31 protein-coding genes, 1 tRNA gene and 1 pseudogene are annotated in these 23,370 nt (G+C 65.6%); 9 read left to right on the top strand and 24 right to left on the bottom strand.

Translation table 11 applies throughout. The features are described 5' to 3' along the window. Positions 1 to 109 precede the first annotated feature (109 nt). On the bottom strand, positions 110 to 559 hold the full coding sequence (locus MKL20_RS09565; RefSeq protein WP_244036477.1) for a Rap1a/Tai family immunity protein: 450 nt from the start codon (positions 557 to 559) through the stop codon (positions 110 to 112). On the opposite strand from MKL20_RS09565, the gene MKL20_RS09560 reads away from it, so the two are divergent. Beyond that, positions 558 to 1,037 (top strand): hypothetical protein, encoded by a 480-nt coding sequence (locus MKL20_RS09560; RefSeq protein WP_244036476.1) that lies wholly within the window; start codon positions 558 to 560, stop codon positions 1,035 to 1,037. The genes MKL20_RS09565 and MKL20_RS09560 overlap by 2 nt on opposite strands. 11 nt (positions 1,038 to 1,048) lie before the next feature. On the opposite strand, the gene MKL20_RS09555 is transcribed toward MKL20_RS09560, so the two are convergent. Next, positions 1,049 to 1,381, bottom strand: a complete 333-nt coding sequence (locus tag MKL20_RS09555) for a DUF3761 domain-containing protein (RefSeq protein ID WP_244036475.1) — start codon at positions 1,379 to 1,381, stop codon at positions 1,049 to 1,051. Between the two features lie 719 nt (positions 1,382 to 2,100). Between MKL20_RS09555 and MKL20_RS09545 the strand changes: the two genes are divergently transcribed. Next, a complete protein-coding gene (locus MKL20_RS09545; protein ID WP_244036473.1) occupies positions 2,101 to 2,223 on the top strand; it encodes a helix-turn-helix domain-containing protein in 123 nt (40 codons plus the stop codon). Here MKL20_RS09545 and MKL20_RS09540 read toward each other — a convergent pair. From MKL20_RS09540 to MKL20_RS09495, 10 genes are all read right to left on the bottom strand, one after another. Continuing rightward, entirely contained in the window at positions 2,220 to 2,891 is a 672-nt protein-coding gene (locus MKL20_RS09540; RefSeq protein WP_244036472.1) for an SOS response-associated peptidase, read from the bottom strand. The genes MKL20_RS09545 and MKL20_RS09540 overlap by 4 nt on opposite strands. A 267-nt stretch (positions 2,892 to 3,158) precedes the next feature. Further along, positions 3,159 to 3,476 (bottom strand): hypothetical protein, encoded by a 318-nt coding sequence (locus MKL20_RS09535; protein ID WP_244036471.1) that lies wholly within the window; start codon positions 3,474 to 3,476, stop codon positions 3,159 to 3,161. Between the two features lie 160 nt (positions 3,477 to 3,636). Continuing rightward, complete coding sequence (locus MKL20_RS09530; protein ID WP_244036470.1) at positions 3,637 to 3,891, bottom strand: hypothetical protein; 255 nt, start codon at positions 3,889 to 3,891, stop codon at positions 3,637 to 3,639. Between the two features lie 14 nt (positions 3,892 to 3,905). Further along, positions 3,906 to 4,163, bottom strand: a complete 258-nt coding sequence (locus tag MKL20_RS09525) for a hypothetical protein (RefSeq protein WP_244036469.1) — start codon at positions 4,161 to 4,163, stop codon at positions 3,906 to 3,908. Between the two features lie 225 nt (positions 4,164 to 4,388). Then, positions 4,389 to 4,913, bottom strand: a complete 525-nt coding sequence (locus MKL20_RS09520) for a hypothetical protein (RefSeq protein ID WP_244036468.1) — start codon at positions 4,911 to 4,913, stop codon at positions 4,389 to 4,391. Between the two features lie 7 nt (positions 4,914 to 4,920). Continuing rightward, positions 4,921 to 5,397 carry a hypothetical protein gene (locus tag MKL20_RS09515; protein ID WP_244036467.1) on the bottom strand — a complete coding sequence of 159 codons (477 nt, stop codon included), beginning with the start codon at positions 5,395 to 5,397 and terminating at the stop codon, positions 4,921 to 4,923. Beyond that, positions 5,394 to 6,134 carry a TIGR04255 family protein gene (locus tag MKL20_RS09510; protein WP_244036466.1) on the bottom strand — a complete coding sequence of 247 codons (741 nt, stop codon included), beginning with the start codon at positions 6,132 to 6,134 and terminating at the stop codon, positions 5,394 to 5,396. The genes MKL20_RS09515 and MKL20_RS09510 overlap by 4 nt, the downstream gene beginning before the upstream one ends. Positions 6,135 to 6,328: 194 nt before the next feature. After that, positions 6,329 to 6,404, bottom strand: a tRNA-Ile gene (locus tag MKL20_RS09505). A 74-nt stretch (positions 6,405 to 6,478) separates the two neighbouring features. After that, positions 6,479 to 7,000 (bottom strand): hypothetical protein, encoded by a 522-nt coding sequence (locus MKL20_RS09500; protein WP_244036465.1) that lies wholly within the window; start codon positions 6,998 to 7,000, stop codon positions 6,479 to 6,481. A gap of 142 nt (positions 7,001 to 7,142) precedes the next feature. Further along, the gene (locus MKL20_RS09495) at positions 7,143 to 7,475 is read right to left on the bottom strand and encodes a hypothetical protein (RefSeq protein WP_244036464.1); all 333 of its coding nucleotides are present in this window, start codon (positions 7,473 to 7,475) and stop codon (positions 7,143 to 7,145) included. Positions 7,476 to 7,972: 497 nt separating this feature from the next. Here MKL20_RS09495 and MKL20_RS32945 point away from each other — a divergent pair, with 497 nt between their 5' ends. From MKL20_RS32945 to MKL20_RS09480, 4 genes are all read left to right on the top strand, one after another. Next, a complete protein-coding gene (locus tag MKL20_RS32945; protein WP_279594639.1) occupies positions 7,973 to 8,104 on the top strand; it encodes a hypothetical protein in 132 nt (43 codons plus the stop codon). Positions 8,105 to 8,114: 10 nt separating this feature from the next. Continuing rightward, complete coding sequence (locus MKL20_RS09490) at positions 8,115 to 8,618, top strand: hypothetical protein (protein ID WP_244036463.1); 504 nt, start codon at positions 8,115 to 8,117, stop codon at positions 8,616 to 8,618. 2 nt (positions 8,619 to 8,620) lie between these two features. Further along, positions 8,621 to 8,854: a hypothetical protein gene (locus MKL20_RS09485; RefSeq protein WP_244036462.1), complete on the top strand. Its 234-nt coding sequence runs from the start codon at positions 8,621 to 8,623 to the stop codon at positions 8,852 to 8,854. Between the two features lie 88 nt (positions 8,855 to 8,942). After that, positions 8,943 to 9,218: a GNAT family N-acetyltransferase gene (locus MKL20_RS09480; protein ID WP_244023337.1), complete on the top strand. Its 276-nt coding sequence runs from the start codon at positions 8,943 to 8,945 to the stop codon at positions 9,216 to 9,218. Between the two features lie 107 nt (positions 9,219 to 9,325). Here MKL20_RS09480 and MKL20_RS09475 read toward each other — a convergent pair. Then, positions 9,326 to 9,637: pseudogene (locus MKL20_RS09475) on the bottom strand (allophanate hydrolase); the annotation flags it as partial. 151 nt (positions 9,638 to 9,788) lie between these two features. On the opposite strand from MKL20_RS09475, the gene MKL20_RS09470 reads away from it, so the two are divergent. Together MKL20_RS09470 and MKL20_RS09465 are read left to right on the top strand one after the other, a co-directional pair. Beyond that, positions 9,789 to 11,381 carry a gamma-glutamyltransferase family protein gene (locus tag MKL20_RS09470; protein WP_244036488.1) on the top strand — a complete coding sequence of 531 codons (1,593 nt, stop codon included), beginning with the start codon at positions 9,789 to 9,791 and terminating at the stop codon, positions 11,379 to 11,381. 90 nt (positions 11,382 to 11,471) lie between these two features. Next, positions 11,472 to 12,764, top strand: coding sequence for an MFS transporter (locus tag MKL20_RS09465; protein ID WP_244036461.1), 1,293 nt, complete (start codon positions 11,472 to 11,474; stop codon positions 12,762 to 12,764). Between the two features lie 202 nt (positions 12,765 to 12,966). Here the strand turns inward: MKL20_RS09465 and MKL20_RS09460 are convergent, their stop codons facing one another. The 10 genes from MKL20_RS09460 to MKL20_RS09415 are packed head-to-tail and all read right to left on the bottom strand — an operon-like array spanning position 12,967 to position 21,675. Beyond that, complete coding sequence (locus MKL20_RS09460; RefSeq protein ID WP_243961113.1) at positions 12,967 to 13,311, bottom strand: RidA family protein; 345 nt, start codon at positions 13,309 to 13,311, stop codon at positions 12,967 to 12,969. Between the two features lie 30 nt (positions 13,312 to 13,341). After that, a complete protein-coding gene (locus tag MKL20_RS09455; protein ID WP_244036460.1) occupies positions 13,342 to 14,502 on the bottom strand; it encodes an NAD(P)/FAD-dependent oxidoreductase in 1,161 nt (386 codons plus the stop codon). Next, the gene (locus MKL20_RS09450) at positions 14,499 to 15,125 is read right to left on the bottom strand and encodes a hypothetical protein (RefSeq protein WP_244023343.1); all 627 of its coding nucleotides are present in this window, start codon (positions 15,123 to 15,125) and stop codon (positions 14,499 to 14,501) included. Before MKL20_RS09450 ends, MKL20_RS09455 begins: the two co-directional genes overlap by 4 nt. Continuing rightward, on the bottom strand, positions 15,122 to 16,495 hold the full coding sequence (locus MKL20_RS09445) for an NAD(P)/FAD-dependent oxidoreductase (RefSeq protein WP_244036459.1): 1,374 nt from the start codon (positions 16,493 to 16,495) through the stop codon (positions 15,122 to 15,124). Before MKL20_RS09445 ends, MKL20_RS09450 begins: the two co-directional genes overlap by 4 nt. Continuing rightward, entirely contained in the window at positions 16,492 to 16,824 is a 333-nt protein-coding gene (locus MKL20_RS09440) for a (2Fe-2S)-binding protein (protein ID WP_244036458.1), read from the bottom strand. Before MKL20_RS09440 ends, MKL20_RS09445 begins: the two co-directional genes overlap by 4 nt. Further along, on the bottom strand, positions 16,805 to 17,950 hold the full coding sequence (locus tag MKL20_RS09435) for an NAD(P)/FAD-dependent oxidoreductase (RefSeq protein ID WP_244036457.1): 1,146 nt from the start codon (positions 17,948 to 17,950) through the stop codon (positions 16,805 to 16,807). Before MKL20_RS09435 ends, MKL20_RS09440 begins: the two co-directional genes overlap by 20 nt. Beyond that, positions 17,947 to 18,747 carry an ABC transporter permease gene (locus MKL20_RS09430; protein ID WP_243954549.1) on the bottom strand — a complete coding sequence of 267 codons (801 nt, stop codon included), beginning with the start codon at positions 18,745 to 18,747 and terminating at the stop codon, positions 17,947 to 17,949. Before MKL20_RS09430 ends, MKL20_RS09435 begins: the two co-directional genes overlap by 4 nt. Then, on the bottom strand, positions 18,744 to 19,640 hold the full coding sequence (locus MKL20_RS09425) for an ABC transporter permease (RefSeq protein ID WP_147907920.1): 897 nt from the start codon (positions 19,638 to 19,640) through the stop codon (positions 18,744 to 18,746). Before MKL20_RS09425 ends, MKL20_RS09430 begins: the two co-directional genes overlap by 4 nt. Next, the gene (locus tag MKL20_RS09420; RefSeq protein WP_147907921.1) at positions 19,637 to 20,686 is read right to left on the bottom strand and encodes an ABC transporter ATP-binding protein; all 1,050 of its coding nucleotides are present in this window, start codon (positions 20,684 to 20,686) and stop codon (positions 19,637 to 19,639) included. Before MKL20_RS09420 ends, MKL20_RS09425 begins: the two co-directional genes overlap by 4 nt. Further along, positions 20,686 to 21,675, bottom strand: a complete 990-nt coding sequence (locus tag MKL20_RS09415; protein ID WP_244023350.1) for an ABC transporter substrate-binding protein — start codon at positions 21,673 to 21,675, stop codon at positions 20,686 to 20,688. The genes MKL20_RS09420 and MKL20_RS09415 overlap by 1 nt, the downstream gene beginning before the upstream one ends. A 236-nt stretch (positions 21,676 to 21,911) precedes the next feature. Between MKL20_RS09415 and MKL20_RS09410 the strand changes: the two genes are divergently transcribed. Next, positions 21,912 to 22,796, top strand: coding sequence for a LysR family transcriptional regulator (locus MKL20_RS09410; RefSeq protein WP_244023352.1), 885 nt, complete (start codon positions 21,912 to 21,914; stop codon positions 22,794 to 22,796). 270 nt (positions 22,797 to 23,066) lie between these two features. On the opposite strand, the gene MKL20_RS09405 is transcribed toward MKL20_RS09410, so the two are convergent. Continuing rightward, the coding region (locus MKL20_RS09405) for an ATP-binding domain-containing protein (RefSeq protein WP_244036456.1) at positions 23,067 to 23,370 on the bottom strand (304 nt) is incomplete at its 5' end.

Here is a 23,370-nt window from a genome sequence, read left to right as displayed (position 1 = left end):
GGTCCGGCGTCCGATGATCAGTCCATGAGCCCCGGCCGTAGGGGGCAGCGAAGGTCGACAGACCGCTTCCGTCAGCGTCAGGAAAGGCCGTAGTCCATCGGTTCGCTTCTCACCGTTCACAAGGCCAGGCCTTGCCCAGCGCCTGGGTCACCACGACCGCTGCCGGGAGTGGTCGGGTCTCGGGACTGGCTTCGAGGTACTGCAGCACCAGCGTGATGGCATCCTGGGCCGAAGCGGTCTGAGGATCGCAAATCATCGGCCTATGGGCTTGGCCCGCGGGCGCTCCAGCCGCATCCCGCATCACCTGTAGCCGAGCCCCGTCGATGAGCCCTCGGATGAAACTGGGGCAAACCCGCTGCCCGGCGACCTGCCATTCGGTGGACGCTTGGTCATGACAGATTTCATAGAACCGCTCGCCGGTGAGGTGCTGCGCGTGCGCCGTGCCAAACGTGCCGGCGATGATCGGGAGCACAAGGCCGAGCGCCTTTCCGGCGCGTCGCACCCGCGTTAGCTTCACCGGACAACGCCGCCACGTAGCGCGCTGGAGACTGCCCGCCATGATCCGTCCCGTCCTGTCCGCCTCTCTATTCTCCCTCGCGGCTGCCGGCTTCGCCACGCCCGCTCCGGCCCTATCCACCAAGGACTGCTCGGTGAAGTACCAGGCTGCCAAGCAGGCCGGGACGCTCAACGGGCAGAAGTGGAACGACTTCCGCAAGGCAGAGTGTGGGGCGGCTCCGGATGCGGCTACCAACACCGTACCGAACCCGGTAGCGCAGGGCGCCACCAAGACTGCAGCTCCCGACCCAGCGCCTGCTCTGACAGCTTCCAGGGCCGCGCCGGCGCCGGTCCCGGGATCCGCCGCCTACCCCCGAGCGATCGATCCGAAGTATGCCAAGGAATCAGCAGGCAAGGCTCGGATGCATACCTGCCTAGACAGCTACAACGCGGCGAAGGCCGCCGGCACGCTCGGCGACGCGAAGTGGATCCAGAAGGGCGGCGGCTACTATTCGGTGTGCAACAAGCAGCTCAAGGGCTGAGCCGTCGAGCCCTAGCAGCAATCGCGGCCCGCGGAGATCCAGCAGCCCACTCCGCCGTGGTGCGAGCACGTGCCCGATCGGTGCTGGCTGAAGCTCCAGTCCCCGTCGCGGCAACGGGCGGTGGCGTCCTGCGGCTTGGCGCAGCTCGACCCTTTCGGCTGCTCGGGCCGCGGGACCTCGCAACCATCCCGGTTTGTGTAGGTGCCGGGCGCAGGTTCCTCCGGCGCGAAGAGCTTGCACGAGCCGCGTGCGAAGGCCTCGCCCGGCGCTCCAAGCAGTGCAGCGCCGAGCAGAGCAAGCGCGAGGAGGCCGGCCGGGGCTCGAAGGCGATCGAGCGCAGACATGGGCCGCCTCTCAGTCCCGGAAGAAATGGCCGGCGACGTAGTGCCTGCCACGGCGGTTCGTGCGCCATTCGGATCGCGGATGACAATGCCTCGGATGACCGTGGCAGCCTCGGGCATTCAGCATGCCGGGGGTGGCAGATCCCGGGTTTGCGATGAACAGCAGCGGCGCGACAAGGACGAGCAGGATCGGCAGGGTGGCCCGAATCAAGAAAGCATCCTCCAGTTGAAAACGCAGCCTAGTCGAGTCCGGTCGCGAAGCGAACGCTCGGCGTCGGAATCCGATTTTCTGCGAACCCTCGCAGCCTCCTCAAGCGCTGGTTTAGCGCTCGCCGCCAGCCCTGCTGGTTCTAAGCCGCAACTTCGAGCTCGACGACGGGCTCCACGTCTTCACAGAGGGGGACGTAGGCGCACCATCCGCATACGCCTGTTTCGGCCGCCCTTGGGGCGTTCCATTGCGAGCACTCTGGACAGACCTTCATCACGATGTTGGAGCCGTGCACGAACGCCAATCCGCGACCGCGAAAGGTGGCCGCGCCTTGAGGGAGCTTTTTCAACATAGGTATTCCCTGCGTACTACCGCAGGTTGATGTCAATGAGCGCTCAAGGCTTCCAGCCCTGCTGAATCAGCGTGGCTGTCCGGTGAGGGCGGTTGTGAGGTGGCTGCATCGGCAGTCATCCCTTGGAAGCAGCTTTCACGATGCCCGCTTTGGGAGGGTCCTATGCCCGCAATCGATCTCCTCACAGCCGACGAGGCGGCCAATCTGCTGCGGATCAGCCGGCGGACCTTCGACGGCCACGTGGCCCGAGGTGACATCGCCTACATCACGGGGTGGCGCCACTAATCCATATCGTCAGTTCGCCCATCCCGGCGAGCGCCACGGGCTACGACGACAAGGGCATCATCGGCCAAGGGACGCTGCAGATCCTTCGCCTCCGGCCAAGGCGCCGACAGCCACGTCTCCCACTCCTCCGGCTTCGTGAGGATCACCGGCATCGCCTTCGGGTGCACGGCCCCGACCTCGGCGTTCGGCTCGGTGGTCAGGAAGGCATACAGATCGTCGGTCGTCTCGCCGTCCTTCACTTTCCGCACGCTCTGCCAGCCCTCGACCAGGATGCCCGCAAAGCAGGTGAGGGGCCGCTCCTCCGTCAGCGCGAACCACACGGGCGGGTGCGAACCGTCCGGGGCCTTCTCGTTCTCGCTGAAGCTCGTGAAGGGCACGAGGCAGCGATGCGCGGGCGAGAGCCAGCGGCGCCAGTGCGGCGAACCGGTGTTGCGCACGTTGGTGACACCCGGATCAACCTTCTTGCCCTTCAACGCGAAGGCCGGGGAGGGCATGCCCCAGCGCATCATCGACAGGGCACGGGCGCCGTCGCGCATGCGGATCACAGGTGCTGAGGTGTTGGGGAAGATACCTGGCAGCGGCGGCAGGTTGCCGGTGTCGTCACGCTCGACGCTGAACGCCTTGCCGATCTCTGATTGCGGGCGGGTCAGGCTGTAGAGGTTGCACATACAGCATGCTCGCTAAGGTCACGGGAGGGATCAGGACCATGCGATGACGAACGCTGCCCCACGCCGCCCGAGATCGCGGGCTGGCGGGGCTTGGCGCCGTTCCGCACGGCGATAGGCCATGTACGCGACGCGGCCGAAATCCAGGAAGCGAATGCGTCGTTAGCTGGCCCTCAATAGAACCATTCAAACGGGTCCCGGATCGGGATGTCTGTCGGTAGCGCCAGTGGGTCCAGGCCGAGATTGGACGGACTGGCACTCGCCAACGTTTTACATTCTAGCCGTTCGACCAGGAGCGGCAGCATGGTGCTTAAGCAGCAGATTGCCGTCCCGCTCAGGGGACAGGCGTGGTAGCGGGCCGTTGGCGAGTTGCGCCGCGGCGCGCTTCCGGTGCCAATTCGCGCAATGGGTTATGCCACCGATCTCGATCGTTCCGGTTAGGAAAGCAAGCGCCCCAACGCTGATGATGATGCCTACGAAACCGAGCCAGAGCGCTTCGTGGACCGCCTCCTTCCGCACGGAGGCGCGCTCCCACTGCGCGGGCACGAACCCCTGTTCGGCGATGAGGATCAGGCAGGACCAAAGCATGGCTGTTCGCTAAGTGCTTGGTGCGAGGACCCGTTCCGCAGGGTTGCACGTAGCGGTAAACCGTCTGTGTGCGAGTTTAGCCGTCACAGGAACTGGCGGTCGTTCAACCAGCGAGACGCGACGCCGCCCGATTTGATCACGGGCTGGCGGTGCTGAAAGGCTATTCGGAAGCCTCTGCGGCCTCTTCGCCGTCTTTGACGCCCAGCGCAGCTTTCTCAGCTAGGAGCGTCGCCAATGCAGCGCGGATTTGATCGCCTTGCTCTCGATAGGGTTGATCGAGGGCGGCCATCATAGCGCGACGGTATCGGTCTTGGACCGCAGCCAGCTGGGTCGCCATGCCGACCTTTGCCGGCGCCTTCGCAACCAGCTTCGACTTAGTCGGCGCCTGCTTCTTCGGCAGCTTCTTCTCAGGCATGGCGGTGCGCGATCTCAGGTATCCGCGGCGTTGCCGTCAACCGGCGTGGCTGCCTTGTCGGGGCCGGTCTTGTTGGCAGCGTGGTCTTGGTACTGCTCAGTCTGAACCGTCTTGCTATCAAGACCGCGTTCGTCGTCGTGCTGAGCCTTGTCGCGGTTGCTGAGAACCTCGTTCTCGCCGAGCACGCCTTCAGGCAGTTCGGTCATCGCGCCCGCACCTGACCCCTTACCCTGGGTCCCGGGATGCATCCCGTGCTTACCTGCGTTCGCCATCGTCGCTCTCCCGTGACCGAAGGCTCGGTGGAGGCAGCCCTCGTCGATTGAGCGGGGCCAACCGATCGCTTCAGCGTCCGTTCCTGCGTCACGCCAACGCGCAGCCAAGAGGTGACAACCTCTTTCGCGACATCGTGCAGAAGCACGGGCGGCAGATGGCGAAGGCGGAGTAGGCTCGGCAATGTTTTATAATGTCAGTTGTCAGCAGGGTATGCGTAGGAGCCTTTAACGTGCTTCCCCGCCGATTTCCGTCCGGACAACATCGGACTGCGTAGGCGCAGAGCTCGCACTAGCCGCTGATTCCGCAGGATCAATAACAAATCCATGCTTCGTAGCGATGATGGCCAAAGCTTCTTTGATTTTTCTGAACCGGCTTGGATTGGCTAACTCTGGGTCGCACTCTACTTGGCAATGGGCCAAATTGACCGGATCGGCCAAGAGAGGGCGATGGATAGCATCAACGTAATAGGTTCTTTCATCGGTTCTTTCCGCGGTAACTTTAACTCCCTTTATATTGCGGACATCCTCAGCTAGGAGAGCCGCAACCCCATCGGAGCTGTTCTTCTTTGCTTCTTCTGGTTTGTCGCGAAGCAAAGATCGATCCACGGACGGCTTATTGCCTCGGTCATTAAATGCGCTGACAGAAATAATTAGCTTGCCACTAGCATAAGAATACTCTTCGGGCTCCGACGGATTTGCGCGTATAGAGCGATACAAAAACTCATCATTTTCGACCTTCGTGGGGGTCATGTTTTTTCTATGAGAAGAGCCAATACCAAAGAGCTGAAAAGTCTGAAGCGCGCCTCAACTCCCCCTCTTCCATGCAGTCATCAATGTTTTCGCCCCAGACCTTCAGATAAAGGGCCCGACCCTCATTAATATAAATGGTTATTTTTTTTTCGTTAAGCCACCATTCGAAAACCACATCGCCATCTTCACTTAAACTTATGTGCGGATGTATCCATGGCCTTGTCGAGGTGGCAAGATTATTAAACTCGACAACCCACCAAATTGCGAGCGAGACTGCAATCTGACTTGCAGCTAGACTCCCCCTGCCGTCCCAATTGTCTTTATAAGATCTAAGAACGTTCAATCTCTTGCGCTCGTGACTGGATTGGAGACGCGCAACGTTTGGCACGATGTAGCTTTGGGCTGACTGAGCACCAGCAAGGTAACTTCCCTGCAAGTTTAAAAACGGAAGCGCGCTACGCTCTCTATAGTTGGCATAACTCATGATATTAATGCCCTGAATTCGTCTGTGATGCAAGATTCGAACAACTTGTTCTTGCAACCTCGAAGTCCATCAAGGCATTCCCAGATATCCTTCTCTAAAAATCCTACGCGCTCGACAAACACGTCTAGATCCAAGACTACCTCGGGCGGAGTTTCGGGCGAGAAGGCATTTCCACCGAAATTTATGATTGCACGAGCATCAGCTGTACAGTCATGCATTGCAGTTTGTATTTGCATAAAAAATGTAGAAATTCCATTTATTGAGTCCGGGACCTGCGGATGCAAATTGAAGTATTTTTTCAAACTTACGCCTGGATCCGGGGGCAACTCAATCTTATTAATTGTGCGAATTGCTACGCGATTTATAGCTGAGCAGGCGGCAATTTTAACATATTCCGACCAAAGACTTTTGGCTTCATCACGAAATTCCTCCCACGTTGAATATGGCGGAAGCCAACTGTATGTAAAACCATCGACCTTGAGCTGGAGTACGCGGTTGGCCTCTGTGGTTTGAAGTCGGCGTCCGATCTCCGCGTGAGCACCATGAAACTGAACAGCCTGTCCAGCTTCGTGGGCCAACCCGAACTGATAATTTTGGATTGGGGCAGCAACCGAAAATTGGCTCCGCAATCGATGGACAAGCTCATCGAACGAGGCCGCAGTGACGTCAGGCCCGGGAACCGATCGAACATCGATAACCGCTTCGGCAATCGGCGCCTTCGCATAATGGCGGCTCATTGCTGCCCACTTCGCTTTCCGTACCGAACCTGCCGACTTCCGTATGTCATATAGGGCTCGATCGTCTTTGCGCGACTCATGAGGAAATAGCGTTAGGTTCAGGGGCGATGCCGCGCAATTCACACGGCTGCAGGAGGGAGAGGTTCGCTGTGAAGAACCTCAATAGCCCCTGCCCCACGAGGCGGCGGATGGGGTGGTGGGCCCGGCAGGACTCGAACCTGCAACCAGACCGTTATGAGCGGTCGGCTCTAACCATTGAGCTACAGGCCCTTGCACCCGTGTAGCCATCGCTGGCCCGCAGGCGCGATCTACGTCTCTTACGGGAAGCGGACGAATGGATGGCCTTACTCGGCGGCCTCAGCCTTTCCGTTACCCTCCTCGTCCTCGGCATCGCCTTCGTCCTCATTATCCGAGGCTTGGTTCGCCGTGGCCGCAGCAGGAGTGCCGGTACGGTAGGTATCGCCATGGCGTTCGAGCTCGCCGCTCGTCGACATCACGCTGAGGTATGTGGCCAGGGTGTTGGCTGCCACGTCCTCCAGACGCTCCGTGATCTGAGCGTGCGTCAGGCCATCAGGGCCGGCTTCCTCCAGGAGCGCTTTCAGCCGACCCTTGGCAGAGTTGGCCCGAGGCCCGCGGGGCCCGCGGCCAGCACGAGACTGACCATCTTCCGCGGCGGCACGGCGGCGCTTCGGCTGATCATCAGCTGGCTCGTCCATCGGCTTGCCTTCAACGATCGATGCGAGCGACCGCTCGGCCATGCGGAGCTTCGTCAGCTCGCCGCTCACACGCTCGTACTCAACCTCAAGGGTCTCGCGCTGATGCCTCACGCTGGCCAGGGCCTTCGCGAGCGTGTCGTCATTTGCCATCGGTGGATCGACTTCTTCGGTTTCGGGACGTGGATCTGCAGATGCGGTCGCTATGCGTATCAAGTGGCGCCCTCCAGATCCTCGCGGCGCTGCACATATCCTCGGCTGATGGGCCCGTCTGTGACGGCGAGCGATGCTGTGTTCATCTGCTGGCCCCGACGTGACGCTTAACGGCGCCGAGGAACTGCGATAGGTGCCCCACGACCTCGTCGCCGACAGACGCGGCCGGGGAAGCGTCGAGTGTTTCCTCGGCTTGCTCGGCGCGCTTGGCGACTTCCATCAGAACTTGCTCCACTGCCGGCGGCCAGGGAGCCCGATTGTCCTGAAGCATCCGAGCGGCCCGGACCATCATGATGAACTGCTCCGGCGGAATCGTCGTCCCGGCGGCATGCTGTTCGAGAATGCGGTCGGCGATTGCCGTCGCGAGCCTGGCGACCTCGACCAGCTTGTCGGGCTCAGCGTGAGAGCCCTTCATTTCAGGTAGCCCTTCGCCTTCAGGTGCTCGGTGAGGGCTTCGCGGATTGCGTCTGGCCGCGATGGTTTTGGCTCTGGCTGATCAGCGATCCACGCATCAAGAGGCGAAATTTGTGTCGGCAACAGCCGGACCAGAACAGGCGTTGCGTCCGTCGCCGGGCGGCCGCGTTTTCTTTTTCCAATATCATCTATTGACGCCATGCATTAGATGATATTACAAAATACGGGCCGGGACAAGGTTGCAGCCTGGTTCCCGGCCCTGACCAGACACGTCCTTCGGAGACGATCATGGCTACCAGTAAGCCTACAGCACCGGCTCGCGCCGGTGAACGCCCGCGTTCGCCTTCTCGGCTTTTCGCCGACATCCCAGACTTTAGCCAGCCAGTCCCAATTCGCCGGCCGGTCGTGATCGGCACAGTCCGCGAGCTTCCAAGCGAACGCCGTTCCCCAATCCTGCCGAACGAGCCGATGCCTGGCGCTATTGAGCCGTGGGAGGCCGTGGCTCCTGTTCGCCCCGACACGGCGCACGTCCGTGCTCGACACTTCCTGGACCTCGCCGGCGAGGCGTTGGCCGCTACCCTCATCATCGCCGGGGGCGTGTTCGCCTACGGCTACCTCCCTGTCGCGTGAGGAGGGGGCCATGAGCAAATCCTCCTCCAGGAAGGCACCGGCTGGCCCGCGGACGTCCCTGCGCGAGCGGGCTGCCGACGTAGGTGCTTCGGCCGCCCGCGTTCTGAGACGGAAAGCCGAGGAGCCGGCTGCGCCTCAACCCATGCCGTTGGCTAAGACGCAGGCTGACGCGGTGGAACTGAGCGGCCTCGATATCTGCCAGCTCAGCAACCTGTTCGACGTGTTCGAGGCGACTCATCTCCACTGGCTCGCTGTCAGCTGTCAGCCGTTCACGGAAACTCGCCACCCGATCTACGGCGTATCCGCAAATATGGCTGGCAAGATTGCGGAGCAGGAAGCCGAGCGTGCGGCCCTGATCCGCGACCGCATCGCCGATGAGGTGCGCCTCCGAAAGCCTCAGGACGCCTGGCAGCGCGACGAAGCTCTAAGCCTGCGCATCAAGGACGAGATCTTATGCGAGGGGGCGATCCGGGATCGCGATCTCCTCATGGAAGCCGTGAAGGCCTGGGGCTGATCATGAGCAATGTCGTTCCATTTCCCACCAGCCGTCGGGTGATGGCCAAAGCAATTCCGCGAGAAGAGTTCGAGCAGCTCGCGGAGCTCGCGCTCGATGTCGTAGAGCGGATAGTCGCGCTGTTAGATGATCGGGATGGCGAGCCTGGCACCCAAGCCGCCGATCAGCGTTTCCAGCCCGACAATCTCCACAGCATGCAAATCCAGGCCGATTATCGTGGCCTGGAGATGGAGTGATAGGCCGGACACCGACGACAGCTATGGCGTTTCAATCCGGCTGGAGGTGGTAAAACGCGCTCCGCTGGATGTGAGGCGAGGGAAGAGCATGACGGACTTGGTGCGCAACAACGTCGACCAAAGCCGTTTCGAGCTGGGGGCCGGAGATGCAGTTGTGTTCGCAGATTATCAGCGCGAAGCAGGCTGCCTCATCATCAGCTACGTCTACGCACCACCTGCCTTGCGAGGCACCGGAGCTGCTGGACGGCTCATGGAAGGCGTGGTGGCTCAGGCCCGGGCAAGCGGTGAGCGGATTGTACCCTTGTGCGGCTACGCCAGGACTTGGCTGCACAGGCACTGCGCGCACCGCGATCTTATCGCGTGAGTTAGCCAAGACAGGCTATTCAGATCAATCAGGATCGTCGGCCTTGGCATAGCAAGGTGCGTGGCCGATCCTTTGTGTCCATGGACTTCATAGAAGCAGCAGGTCTGTTAGGCCGCGGCGGCACCGGCCACGTAGCTGCGCCAGCCACCGAATTGCGTGATGTCGACCGCACCTGCGACGCCAGCCGCCTCGACGAGAAAGCCCTTCTGTGCTGTTCCGTCGGCGAGCCACAGGGTGCCGATGCCGAGGGGCGTCGGGATGGCAGCCACGAAATCGCCGAAGGCGGCGGGCGGCAGCGCCCAGACCTCCGTCTGGATGCAACTGCCTTCGTCCGCGGCCACCCGGAGTAGACCCGGGCGCTGCGGCGGCCCGCCCGGCAGGGCGTAGAGGCTGAACGCTAGGCGGGCGAATGGATGGGCCATCCATGCTGACCCTCGAATAAGGATGACGAGGTGATTGGGGGCAAGGTCATCCGTGAGTGGTGAAATGCGACACAACGTGGACCAGCGTAAGAGGTACAAGAGTTGCCAAGCCAGGTTCCACGGGACGGGCGCATTCACGAGGCCGATGATGCAGTACCGACACGATGCGATCTACGCCTCTCGCCGCTCGCCGGTCTTCGCCCGTAACCTTGTCGCCACGTCGCAGCCGCTTGCCACACAAGCCGGGTTGATGATGCTGCACCAGGGCGGAAACGCCCTCGATGCGGCCCTGGCCGCGGCCATCGCGCTGACCGTGGTCGAGCCCACCGGCAACGGCATTGGGTCGGACGCCTTCTGTATCCTGTGGCACGAGGGCCAGCTGCACGGGCTCAATGCCTCCGGGCGCTCGCCGGCCGGCTGGACGCCGGAGCGCTTCGCCCATCACAGCGCGTTTCCGCATCGCGGTTGGGACACCGTCACGGTGCCCGGCGCGGTCTCGGCCTGGGTGGAGCTGTCGCGGCGCTTCGGCCGCTTGCCGTTCGCGCGCCTGTTCGAGCCGGCCATCGGCTACGCGGAAGAGGGCTTCCTGGTCTCGCCAGTCATCGCCGAGCTGTGGCGGCGGGGCGCAGCGGAGCTCAAGACCCAGCCCGGCTTCGCGGCGACCTTCATGCCGGACGGGCGGACGCCAGCTGCCGGCGAGCTGTTCCGGGCCCCCGGGCATGCCCGCACGCTCCGGTTGATCGCCGAGACGCGGGGCGAGGCCTTCTACCGGGGCGAGCTGGCGCACCGGATCGCGGATTTCGCCCGCCAGCATGGCGGCGCCCTCGACGAGAGCGACTTGGCGGAGCACTCTACGGATTGGTGCGGCACCATCCGGCAGGATTTCGGCGGCGCGAGCCTGCACGAGATCCCGCCGAACGGGCAGGGCATCGCGGCCCTGATGGCGCTGGGGATCCTGCGCTCGACCGGCCTCGCGGACCTCTCCGCAGACAGCCCGGACGCGCTCCATCTGCAGATCGAGGCGATGAAACTCGCCTTCGCGGACGTCTACGCCTACGCGGCCGACCTGCGCTACATGACCAAGGTCACCCACGACCACCTGCTCGATCCTGCCTATCTCGCCTCCCGGGCGGCCCTGATCGACCGCCGGCGCGCGCAGGTCTTCGGGCGCGGGGCGCCGAACGAGGGCGGGACCGTGTGCCTCGCCACCGGCGATGCTGGCGGCATGATGGTTTCCTACATCCAGTCGAACTATTCGGGCTTCGGCTCCGGGGTGGTGGTGCCGGAGACCGGCATCAGCCTGCAGAACCGCGGATACGGCTTCACCCTGGCCGAAGGCCATCCCAACCAGGTCGGCCCGCGCAAGCGCCCGTTCAACACGATCATCCCGGGCTTCGTCATGCAGGACGGGGCGCCGCTGATGGCCTTCGGCTTCATGGGCGGACCCATCCAGGCGCAGGGCCACGTGCAGGTCCTCGTGCGGACCCAGCTCTGGGGGCAGGACCCGCAGACCGCCGTCGACGCGCCCCGCTGGCGCCATGTCGCCGGATTGCAGGTCGCCGTGGAGACCGCCTTCCCCGCCGCGGTGCTGGGCGAGCTGGAGGCGCGGGGCCACGAGCTCGTGCGCGAGCCGCCGGATTCCGCCTTCGGCTTCGGCGGCGCGCAGCTCGTGCGCCGGATCGAGGGCGGTTACGTCGGCGGCTCCGACCCCCGCAAGGACGGTCACGCGGGCGGTTTCTAGAACGCCCGCCACCGGAATGGACGACGGCTCGGCGCTCACGAGCGCGCTGGGCTGCAACCTTTGTCGCCCCGCACCAGCATCAGGTTCATCATGTCAGCACCGGTCGCGGCCGCGCGCGCAACACCCTCCCGCGACGCGTCACAGATGTACAAGGCGGTGATCGCGTCCTCGATCGGCAACGCCCTCGAGTTCTACGACCTGACCCTGTACCTGTATTTCGCGGTCACGATCTCGAAGCTGTTCTTCCCGACCAGCAACCCGACCACCTCGCTGCTGCTCGCGCTCGGCAGCTTCGGCATCTCCTATCTGATGCGTCCGCTGGGTGCGATCGTGCTCGGTCTGTACGCCGACAGGGTTGGCCGCAAGCCGGCGCTGATGCTGTCGATCGTCCTGATGATGGTCGGCACCTCCATGATGGTGGTGATGCCGTCCTACGAGTCGATCGGAATCCTGGCCTCGATCGGCGTGCTCGCCGCGCGGCTGATCCAAGGGTTTTCCGTCGGCGGCGAGTTCGGTGCTTCCACCGCCTTCATGGTCGAGCACGGTCCGGCGCGAAAAGGGTTCTTCGCGAGCTTCCAGTTCGCCAGCCAGGGCCTGGCCAGCGTGATGGCGGCCCTGTCCGGGGTCATCCTGAGCGCCACCCTGAGCGCGGACCAGATTGGTTCGTGGGGGTGGCGCCTGCCCTTCGCGTTCGGATTGCTGATCGGTCCCGTCGGCCTCTACATCCGTCGCAACATCGAGGAGACCCCCGAGTTCGAGGCAACCGCCGAGGAGGCGGCCAATTCGCCCGTGCGCGACCTGTTCGTGCAGCAATGGCTGAACATCCTGCTGGCGACCGGGCTCGTGGCGACCTCCACGGCGCTGAACTACATGATCAGCTACACGCCGACCTACGCGGTCAACCAGCTCGGCCTGCCCTCCTGGATCGGCTTCGTGGCCTCCTTCGTCGGGGCCGTCATGCTGATGACGGTCGCGCCGCTTGTCGGGCACTGGTCGGACAGCATCGGACGGACGCCGATCATGCGGGCCGTGGTGATCGGTGTCTTCGTGCTGATGTTTCCAGCCTTCGCGCTGCTGATCAGCTATCCGGTGCTGCTCGTCATCGTGCCGGTGCTCGCGCTGATCGGCGGCCTCAAGGCGAGCTACAGCGCAGCGCTTCCGGCGCTCATGGCCGAGATCTTCCCTACGCGCACGCGCAGCACCGGCATGAACATCAGCTACAATGTCGGTGTAACGCTGTTCGGCGGCTTTGCGCCGTTCTGGATCGAGAGCCTGATCGCGATCACCCATACGGCGCTCGCCCCGAGCTTCTTCCTGATGTTCGCGGCCAGCGTCAGCCTGGTTTGCATCGTCCTGGTCCGGCGGAAATTTGGGTTGCGCTGATGGCAGTCGGAAACTTCTGGACCCTCGTCTGAAACGGAGTTTGACGGGCCGGCCCATTCCGCGGCCGGACGACGGACGAACTATGAGGAGACGGCGTCTGCCCTGATGCCGACCCACCGCGTAGGCCGCCGATGGCTGGAAGGCCCCCCAGCGCGGCATGTCCCGGCCTTGATCGCCATACGGGAGCGAAGCCGGGAACCCGCTATTTCGCGGCCGTGATCACGGCTTCGATCAGGACGTTGGGGCCGAGCTCGGCGACGCCGATGGTCGAGCGGCTCGGCAGGAGTTCGGGTGCGAACCATGCGGTCCAGGCCGCATTCATCTCGTCCTTCAGGTTCATGTCAGTGATGTAGAGCGTAGCCGTCAAGACCTTGCTCTTGTCGCTGCCGGTCTCGGCCAGCAGGGCGTCGATGCGCGCCAGCACCTGCTCGGTCTGCCCCTTCATCGAGACCGAGCGATCCTCGGCGACAATGCCGCCGAAATAGAGGACCCCCGCGTGCTCGACGACGCGGTGCATGATGGGCGTGCGGATATGACGGTCGATCACGGAGTGTGGTCCTCTCTGTGGAAACGGGGCTCAGCCGGCTGGCTGCATTAGGGCACCCCGGGGGCTTGAGCCGGTGGCGGCCCGGCTGAAGCGGTCGGGCGCGAAGGGCTCGATGGGGAAGCGGGTTCGTCCATCGAGGAGGAGGTCAGCGACGATGTCGCCGATCACCGGTGCCAGGGCAAAGCCGTGGCCGGAGAAGCCGAAGGCGTGCACGAGCCCATCCGCGACCGCCGAGCGGCCGATCACCGGCAATTCGTCCGGCGTGACGCCCTCGATGCCGGCCCAGGCGTGCACGATGCGCGCGTCGCGGAGAATCGGGAACAGATCGAGGGCTGTGCGCGCCGAATAGGCGAGACGCGGGACGTCTAGGCTTACCTGACCGGTGTCGAGATCCGCCAGGCCCTTGTGGCCGCCGCCGATCATGACGTGTCCGCTCTCGGATTGCTTGAAGGAGAGGGGCCGCCCGGCCGCGCCGACCACGGGTGTCAGGAACGGCGGCAGACTGTCGGTGAGGAGCATCTGAAAGGCGTTGAAGCCGAGCGGGATTGCTTCGCCCACCGCCCGGGCAAGGCGTCCGCCCCAGGCACCGGCCGCATTGACGAGATACGGGGCCGCATAAGCGTCCGCGTCCCGGCTCTTCAGGATCCAGCGTCCGTCCAGCCGCTCGGCGCTGGAGACGCGCACGCCCTCCAGGATCTCCGCCCCGGCAGCTGTCGCTGCGCGGCCGAAGGCCTGCGTGGTCCGGAGTGGGACCGCGTAGCCGTCGCGCCGCGCGATCAGGCCGCCGACCACGTGACCGGCGACGGCCGGCAGCAGGCCGCGCAGAGTTTCGGCATCCACGACCTCTTCGTGACGGAATCCCAGCGCTTGCATCTGCGCCGCGCGTTCGGCGAGGCGGGCAAGTTCGGCCCCGGTCTCGGCCACCCGCACCTGCCCGACGCTGCGGAAGCCGCAGGTCTCGCCCACCAGAGTGGCGATGCGATGCCATCGGTCGAGGGCTTCCAGCGCGAGCGGCACCTCGGCGACGTGGCGGCCCAAGGTGCGCACGCCGCCGGCTGAGTAGCCTGACGCGTGCGCGCCGACCTGCTGCGCTTCCAGTACGCGGACCCGGATGCCGCGCAGGGCGAGATGCAGGGCGGCAGAGAGGCCGTGAAGCCCGCCGCCGACCACGAGGACGTCAGACTCCCTCATGCGAGCTCTCCACCGTCCAGCTGCGGCGGATGCGGCTCCGGCGCCTCCGCGACGAAACTCGCAAGCGCCGCGAGGCTGACGGGCCGGGCCGGCCGGACCGGACCCGCAAGGATGCCGTGCGCGCGCAACCGCGCATCACGGGCCGGATCGGCGGGACGCTCCAGAAGCGCCGCGAGGTCGAACGGATCCAGCCACGCCGTTCCGCTAGACTCCGGAAGCGACGCCGGGAACGGGGCTGCGGCAGACCCCGCCATCAGCGCCTTGGCAGCGGCAGCCCCCTGCCTTGCCGCGGCGTCCGCCGAGTCCGCGCCAGTCACCCGGCCGGCGGCCGATATGCCTAGGACGGTGGTGCGTCCCGCCCCGTCGGCGACGAGGTGGCCTTCCGTGAAGGCGCAGCCGAGGCTTGCCAGCAGCAGGGGCTCGTCGGCGCAGACCAGTAGGCGGTCGAAGGGCTCCGGCCGGACGCGGCCCGCGCTCTCGATCCAGAGGATCCCGGGCTCGGCATGCCAGCCAGTCGCCTGCGGGCGCGCGATCAGCACGGCCCCCGGCAGCCGGGCCAGGGCTGCCCTCCCAGCCGGACCGCCGCCCAGCACGCAGATCCGGAGCGCCACGGGCGCGCTCACGCGGCCGCGTCCTGCGGTTCCCGCGCCAGCTCGCCGACGGTCATCGGCTTGAACGGCGCCCGCGGCCGGAGCGCGCCGACCTCCTCCATCGAGGCCCCGCGGATTTCGGCGATCAGGCCGGCGACCACAGTCCCGCACATGCGGCCCTGGCAGGGGCCCATGCCAGCGCGCAGGAACGCCTTGACCTGGTTTGGCCCCGTGGCGCCGAGCCGCGCGGCCTCGCGGATCTGGCCGCCGGTGATCTCCTCGCAGCGACACACGATGGTGTCGTCCGCGGGCGCCAGCACAGTCGGTGCAGGGGCGTAGAGCCGGTCGAGGAAGGGTCGCAGCGACAGCGCGGAACGCAGGGAAATGCGTGGGGCCGCCGCGCGCGCATCACGGGCCGCGGCATCGAGCTTCCCCAGGCGGTGGGCCGCGTCGATAGCCGCCAGCCGGCCGCTGGCAACCGCCGCCTCCCAGCCACCGATGCCGCCGCCATCGCCCGCGACTGCCACGTTCGGGTGACTGGTGGCGCCCCAGGGGTCGAGGCGGGGCCGCCAGCACAGCTGCCGCGCGTTCCAATCGTGGTCAAGGCCGAGGGCCCGGGTGATGTGCGTCGACGGGATCACGCCCTCGTGCAGGAGCAGCGTGTCGCAAGGCAGCGAACCTCCATGCCAGTGCACCGCCTGGACGTGCGCGTCGCCCTCCGCCCTCAGGTCGCGTACGCCCCGCACGACCTGAAGGCCGCGTCGCTTAGCCTCCCGGACGAGCGCAACGCCCTTACCGAGGAGCCGGCGGCCGGTCCAAAGGCCGCCGGCGCGGAACGCATCCCAGAGCGCGCCGCCGGCACCGGTCTCAAGCAGCGTCAGCGGCCCGACCCCGGCACGCAGAAGCTGGACCGCCAGCAGCCAGCACAAAGGTCCCTGGCCGGCGATCACCACGGCGCCCTGCGGGACGGCGCCGGCGGTTTTCAGCAGGATTTGGGCCGCGCCGGCGCTCATCACGCCGGGGAGGGTCCAGCCGGGGATCGGCACCGGTCGCTCCTGAGCGCCGGTGGCCAGCAGCACGCGCCGGGCCGCGAGTTCCGACGAAGCCCCACCGGCTTTCAACGAGAGCGCTCCTGTGTCGGGCGCGAGATGCCACAGCGTCGAGGAAGGCCTATAGGCGATCGTCGTGACGCCCCGGAATGACGCGGTGAGCGCACCGCCGGCGTCCAGGAACTCGCCCGCGAGGGCCGGGTCGCCGGAGGCGGATTCCACCGCGCGGAACACCTGCCCGCCCGGGGCAGCCTGCTCGTCGAGCACGGTGACCGAGAGCCCCAGCGCGGTGGCCTCAATGGCGGCGGCCATGCCGGCTGGGCCGGCGCCCACGATAGCGAGATCGTAGCTCATGCGGCCTCCGGGGCATTATGGTCGGGCCGGGCTGCGCGCGGTCCCTGCTGCGGCTCGATGCGCATGCCCGGCGCCACCGGGACCAGGCAGGCCTGGCGGTTGGCGACGCCGTCGATCTCAGCGAGACAATCGAAGCAGATGCCGATCATGCAATAGGGCAGGCGCGGAGCTCCGCTTACCGGCGTCGTGCGGATCGCCGGGGCGCTGGAGAGCAGCACCGCGGCGGCGGCGGAAGCGCCCTCGGGGACGCGGACCACCGCGCCGGCCACGTACACGTCCACCAGCCGGTCCCGCGGGGCGGGGCGGGCTTCAGGCCGCCTTCTGAACATCGAACCGTCTCGCGCTGAAGGGGGACATCTCCGGCGCCAGCGCGCCGGCTGCGATCATCGGGGCGAGCAGGTGCGCATGCGCCCCCGCCAGGGTCACGCCCGAATGGCAATTGGCCAGGAACGCCCCGGGGCAGCGCTCGGACTCGTCGTAGATCGGCTTCCCATCGGGCGACATGACCCGCAGGGCCGCCCAGGCCCGGACGATGTTCAGTTCAGCGATCCACGGGAAGGTCTGCACCGCCCGTTGGGCGATGGCCCGCATGATCGCGGGGGTCTGGCTCAGGGTGTCGAAGCCCATGTCCTCCTTGCTGTCTCCGAGGAGGAGCGAGCCCTCGTCGGTCTGGCGGACGACGTGGGTCGGCAGAGCGAGCACCTCGCGGGTGCGTTCCGTGACAAGGATTTGGCCGCGCTCGGGCCGCAGCGGAGCGGCGAGGCCGACGAGCGGTGCAAGGTCGGCGTTGCCCAACCCCGAGGCCAGCACGAGCCGGGGCGCCCGCACGATCGCCGTGCCAAGGCTGACGGAAAAATCGTGGGGCGCCGCCGTGACGGCCTCGACCCGGGCATTCGGTCGGTAATGGCCGCCCGCCCGCTGGAACGCGGCGTGGAGTGCGCGCAGGAGATGCAGCGGGCTCGCATGCCCATCGTAGGGGGTCCAGGAGGCACCCACGACCTTGGGCCCGAGTCCCGGGACCATGTCGCGCAGCTCCGCGACACTCAGCATGCGATATTCGTAGCCGGCATTGCCGGCCTCTCTGCGGAGCTGGCCCATCAGCGCGTCGCGCTGCGCCATCTCCGCGTCCGAGAAACAGAAATGCAGGCCGCCCGGCTGGTGCAGGCCGACGCCGATGCCGGTGGCCTCGGACAGATCCTCGGCGAGCCCCGGCCAGGCCTTCGCCGAGCCATGGGTCCAGTGCTGGTAATGGGGTGCGCCCAGGCCCTTCGACTGGACCCAGATCAACCCGAAATTGCCCCTGCTGGCCCGGTGGGCGATGTCGCCCTCGTCCAGCATCAGCGTGGACAGGCCTTGCCGCTGCAGCCCGTACGCGATCGCTGCGCCCACGAGTCCGCCGCCGACCACGATGGCGTCGCGCGTCTCGCCCTGCAGCGTCTGTGTTGCCGAGATCATGCGCGGCGCTCCCCGGTGAGGAGGCGGTCGATCGGGTAGAAGCGATCGAGCACCAGGAGGACCAGGGCGGTGCCGAGGATCAGGGCCGCCGACACGGACGCGACCAGCGGGTCGGTCATCTGGTCGATGTAGTTGAACAGCTGCACGGGCAGCGGGTTGGCGGACGGGGAAGCCAGGAACAGGCTAACCGTCAGCTCGTCGAAGCTCGTGACGAAGGCCAGGATCCAGCCCCCCGCGACGCCCGGGGCGATCAGCGGCAGGGTCACCCGACGAAACACGGTCAGGCGCGAGGCCCCGAGGCTCTCTGCGGCGCGCTCGATCCGCGGATCGAGACCCGACAGGCCGGCCCCGACGAGGCGCAGCATGTAGGGGGTAATCACGATGACATGCGCGGTGACCAAGCCCGCGAAGCTGCCCGAGAGGCCAAAGCCGGAGAAGAAGCGCAGCAGCGCAACGCCCAGCACCACGTGCGGGATCATCAGCGGCGAGGCGAGGATCGCCACCAGAGCCCCGCGGCCGGGGAAGCGCCACCGGGCGATCGCCAGAGCTGCCGGCACCGCGATCAGCGCGGATAGCGTGGCGGCCGTCACGCCGAGGCGCAAGCTGAACCAAAAGCTCTCCAGGAAGCGCGGGTTGTCGCCGATCGCGCGCCACCAGCGCAGGGAGAGCCCGTTGAGCGGCAGGGCGAGGTAACCCTCCCCGGTGAAAGATACGCCGATCACCACGAGCAGCGGTGCCAGGATGAAGGTGAGGAACAGCGCGTGGAAGGCCAGCGCCAGGGGACCGTTGCGGCTCATGCCCGGCTTCCTCCCTTGCCACCTTCCGCGACTTCGCCCAGGCGGCGCATGGCCCGCGTCTCAACGAAGCGTGTCCAGATCAGCGTGGCGGTGAGGATCGCCACCATCAGCAGCGTCGCGAGCGCAGCGCCGAGCGGCCAGTTCAGCGTGTTCAGGAACTCGTTGTAGGTCATGCTCGACACGACCTTGAGGCGCTTTCCCCCGAGCATGGCCGGGGTCGCGAAAGCCGAGGCCGACAGGCAGAACACCATCAAGGCACCGGCCATGATGCCCGGCATGACGTTCGGGAGGACGACGCGGCGGAACACCGTCAGACGGCTCGCCCCAAGGCTGAAGGCCGCGCGCTCCAGCACCGGATCGAGCCGACCGAGACTCGCCCACACGGACAGAACCACCAAGGGCACCATCACGTGCACCAGGCCGATCACCACGGCGAGTTCGGTGAACATCAGGCGGAAAGGCGCGCCTGGCACACCGAGGATCGTCAGTACCTGGTTCACGAGCCCGGTCGTGCCGAGCAGCACCATCCAGCCGAAATTGCGCACGACCACCGACACGAGCAGCGGCCCGACCACGATCAGCAGCATCGCACCGCGCCAGCGCGGAGCCATGCGGTAGATGATCCACGCTTCGGGCACGCCAACCAGCAGGCAGATCGCCGTGGTCCAGAGTGCGATACGCAGAGTCCGCAGCAGCGATTCTGCGAACAGGCTATCGGTCAGCAGGTCGCGGTAATTCTCCAGGCCCCAGCCGGGCAGGATGCCCTTCTCGAAATCGAACCCGTGCAGGCTGAGGAGCAGCACGCCACCGAGCGGCAGCAGCAGCGCGCCGGCATAGACGACGAGGGAGGGCGCCGCGAGAAGCGCAGGGGTCAGGTTACTCCGGCCGTTCATGCGCGTTCGAGCCGGCGCAGGCTGTGGGCATCCCAGTCTAGCGTCACCGGGGCACCCTCGTCGTGCGGCACGGAGCCGGTGTTCTGCAGCATCACGGCGAAGCTCCCGAGCGCCGTCTCGACGGCGTAGAGCCAGAAGCCCCCTAGGAAGAGGCGCGACTGCACCCGCCCGCCGAGCCCTGCGGCCCCATCATTGCCGATGCGCAGGCGCTCCGGCCGGATGGTGAGCAGGATGTCGCCCTGGCGATCGGCCAGGTCCGGCGGCAGTGCGAAGCGATGCCCCCCAGCTTCCGCCTGGCCGCCCCCCGCGCAGGCGGGCAGGCGGTTGCTGCGTCCCAGAAAGTCGGCGACGAAGTCGTCCGCTGGGACGTCGTAGGCCCGCCACGGTGCATCGATCTGGACAATGCGGCCGCCCTGCATGATCGCCACGCGGTCGCACAGGGCCATCGCCTCCGACTGGTCGTGCGTGACCAGGATCGTGGTGACGCCGATCCTGCGCTGGAGTTCGCGCAGCTCGACCTGCATTTCCTCGCGCAGCTTCGCGTCGAGGTTCGAGAGCGGCTCGTCGAGGAGAAGCAGGCGTGGCTCGATTACTAGGGCGCGCGCTAGTGCGACCCGCTGCTGCTGGCCGCCCGACATCTGCCGCGGGAAGCGGTCGGCGAGATGGGCAAGGTGGACCAAATCGAGCGCCTCAGCGACGCGCTTTATGCGCTCCGCCTTCGACACCCGACGCATCTCCAGGCCGAACGCCACGTTCTCGGCCGCGGTCATGTGCGGGAACAGGGCGTAGGATTGGAACACCAGCCCGATGCCGCGCTTGGCCGCCGGCACCGTGGTCAGATCGCGCCCATCCATCGTGATGCGGCCGCGGCTCGGGGCCTCGAAACCGGCTATCATCTGCAGCGTGGTGGTCTTGCCGCAGCCGGAGGGGCCGAGCAGGCCAAGGAACTCCCCCGGGGCTACCGAGAAGCTGACCTCACGGATCGCCGTGAAAGCCCCGTAATCCTTGCCGATTCGGTCGAGGGTGAGGAAATGCGGGGCGGCCATCAGCGCTCGACCTCGCGCTGCCAGCGGCGGGTCCAGTCAGCGCGGTTGCGGTTCACCACATCCCAATCGAGCCCGATGAGGCTCTTCACCTGATCCTCACCGTAGATCACCCGGTTGGCGACCTCGGGGGGCAGTTTGGTGGCCGGGTTGGTCGGTCCGGCGCCGTACTGGGTGGCAAAGGCCAGTTGCACGGCCGGCGAGATCATATAGGCCAGGAACTTGTCGGCCAGGGCGGGCTCCGGGCTGCCGGTGACGGCGCATCCTGCGGTCATCAGGACCACCGATCCCTCCTTCGGCCGCACGATGGCCAGGGGGAAACCCGCCTGCTGCATCGCTGCGACCCGCGAGGAGCCCCAGACTGCGAGCCAGATCTCGCCGGACTGGAACATCTCGCTCATCTTGCCCGGGCTGCTCTCGTAGGCGAGGACGTTCGGGTTGATCTGCTGGCGCAGCACTTTGAGGCCCGGCGCAATGTCGGAATCGCTGCCGCCGTTGATGCGCGAGACCATCGCCAGGGTGTGGACGCCGTACGTATTGTCGATGCCCGGGATGGCTATGTGCTGCCGGTATTCAGGCCGGGCGAGGTCCATCCAAGACGTTGGGACCGGTAGGTTCTTCTGCGCGAAGACATCCTTGTTGTAGGCGATGCCGGTGAAGCCGAAGCCGGTGCCGACGGCCTGATCGCTCGCAAGGCGGGCGATCGGGTACACGGCGTCCCGGGTGGTCTCCGGCAGCGGGCGGCAGAGGCCGAGCCCGGCCGCCTGGACCATCGGACCGTCGTCCAGCACGGCGACGCCGATGGTCTGATTGCCGCGCTGCGCCTGCATGCGGGCGAGATTGTCGGACGAGTTGCCGGTCAGGTAGTCGATCCGGACATTGTTCTCACGTTCGAAAGCCGGGATCACGCTGGAGCGCATGACCTGCTCATAGCTGCCACCGTAGCCGGCAACAGTCAGGCGCTGTTCGGCCGCGGCCGAGGAGGCCGCCATGCTGAGCACGGTGGCCGTCGCAGTAAAGAGACCTAGTGTCGACCGCAACATTGCTTGCCTCCGTGAGCAATCGGAAAGCTATTCATGGGCATAAAACGAGCACGTCGCTTCCGGCCTGAGCATCTCCGCGAATTTCCAGCCCCGAATGCTTTACAGCGTGCGATCTCTTGACGAGGGACGCAAATTCATAATTTTTGTCGTTTCATTCCTTTCAGTAGCGAGTTGCAGGATTTTGGATGACCCCGAGCCGGCTTCGCCAGCTGGAAGCATTCCGCGCAGTCATGCAGAGCGGCTCGGTCAGCCGTGCGGCGCAGCGGATGTTCCTCTCACAGCCGGCCGTCACGAAGCTGCTGCGCGGCCTGGAGGACGAGACCGGATTGCCGCTCTTCGATCGCTCGCGCCGCCACCTTCAGCCGACGCCGGAAGCCGTGAAGCTGGAGGGCGACGTCGCGACCCTGTTTGCGGCCGCCGACCACCTGGATCGCACCATCGACGATATGCGGGGAGTCGGAAGCGGAGAGTTGCGCGTCGCCGCCATGCCATTGATGGGTCTGTCGCTCATTCCGCGGCTGCTAGCTAAGTTCGCCCGGGAGGTGCAGCCGGTGCGGATATCGCTCGTGGTGGCGAGTTCGCGTGAGGTCCATGATTTGGTGCAGGCCGGCAATGCCGACCTCGGGTTTGCCCTGCCGGTCGGCCGAAGCGCCCTCGTCGCAGCACCGCCGATCGACCTACCTGGACTTGTTGTCCTGCCACCCGGGCATCGCCTCACGCGGAACAAGGCGATCCCGCTTTCTGAGCTGCATGACGAACCCTACATCTCACTCGGTCGGCAGTACCGCCTCCGCGATCAGGTCGACGAACTCTTCACTGTCAACGGTGTCGTGCCTCGCCTTGTCGCGGAGACGCAGAACGCGGCAGCCGCCTGTGCCATGGTCGCCGCTGGCCTCGGCTTCGCTGTAGCGGAGGCTGTCACTGTGAGGGCCCTAAAGGGACAGGTTGTCGTGCGGAGATTGCAGCCGACTGTGACGTTCTCGGTCACTGTACTGGGAAGCCCTGGGCGCCCGCTATCAGCTGCCGCCCTGTCCTTCCTTAAACTGGTCCGCAGCGACTTAGATAACTGATCTTTCACTTAATGCGCTGCTAATTTTTGTTGCATGGGCTATTAAAACAGCAAATTAAATTATTTTATCATATAAACAGCGGCCGCTCGATTTCACATTACAACAAATCTTAGTAGTTTTGTAGCATGAAATTGGACGGATTGGGCAGTTATTCCGCAGCTTGCTATTACGCGTCCACATTGCGTCGGCAGGGACTCTGTCCGCTCCTATGGCACCCTTGTTTCGGGACGATTGTCTCTTCCAAACCTCTCGCCTCAGTCCCCACGAACATCAAGCTTCACGCGCTAGCCACTGGCGCAGTTTGGTCCACCGCGGCCGTGTGTTGCCGCCGCGGACCGCGATGCCCAGCGCCTTGCGCTGCCCGAGGAGCACGACCAACCGCTTGCCGCGCGTCACGCCCGTGTACAGGAGGTTCCGCGCCAGCATCGTCCAGTGCTGCATGGCCAGCGGGATCACCACCGCCGGGTACTCCGAGCCCTGCGACTTGTGGATGGTCGTGGCGTAGGCCGGGACCAGCGTGTCGAGTTCACCGTATGGGTAGACCACCTCGCGGCCGTCGAAATCGACGATCACC

The sequence above is a fragment of the Methylobacterium sp. E-066 genome (assembly GCF_022829635.1).
In the GTDB taxonomy this organism is placed as follows: Bacteria; Pseudomonadota; Alphaproteobacteria; order Rhizobiales; family Beijerinckiaceae; genus Methylobacterium.
This window is presented reverse-complemented; position numbering and strand designations above follow the sequence as displayed.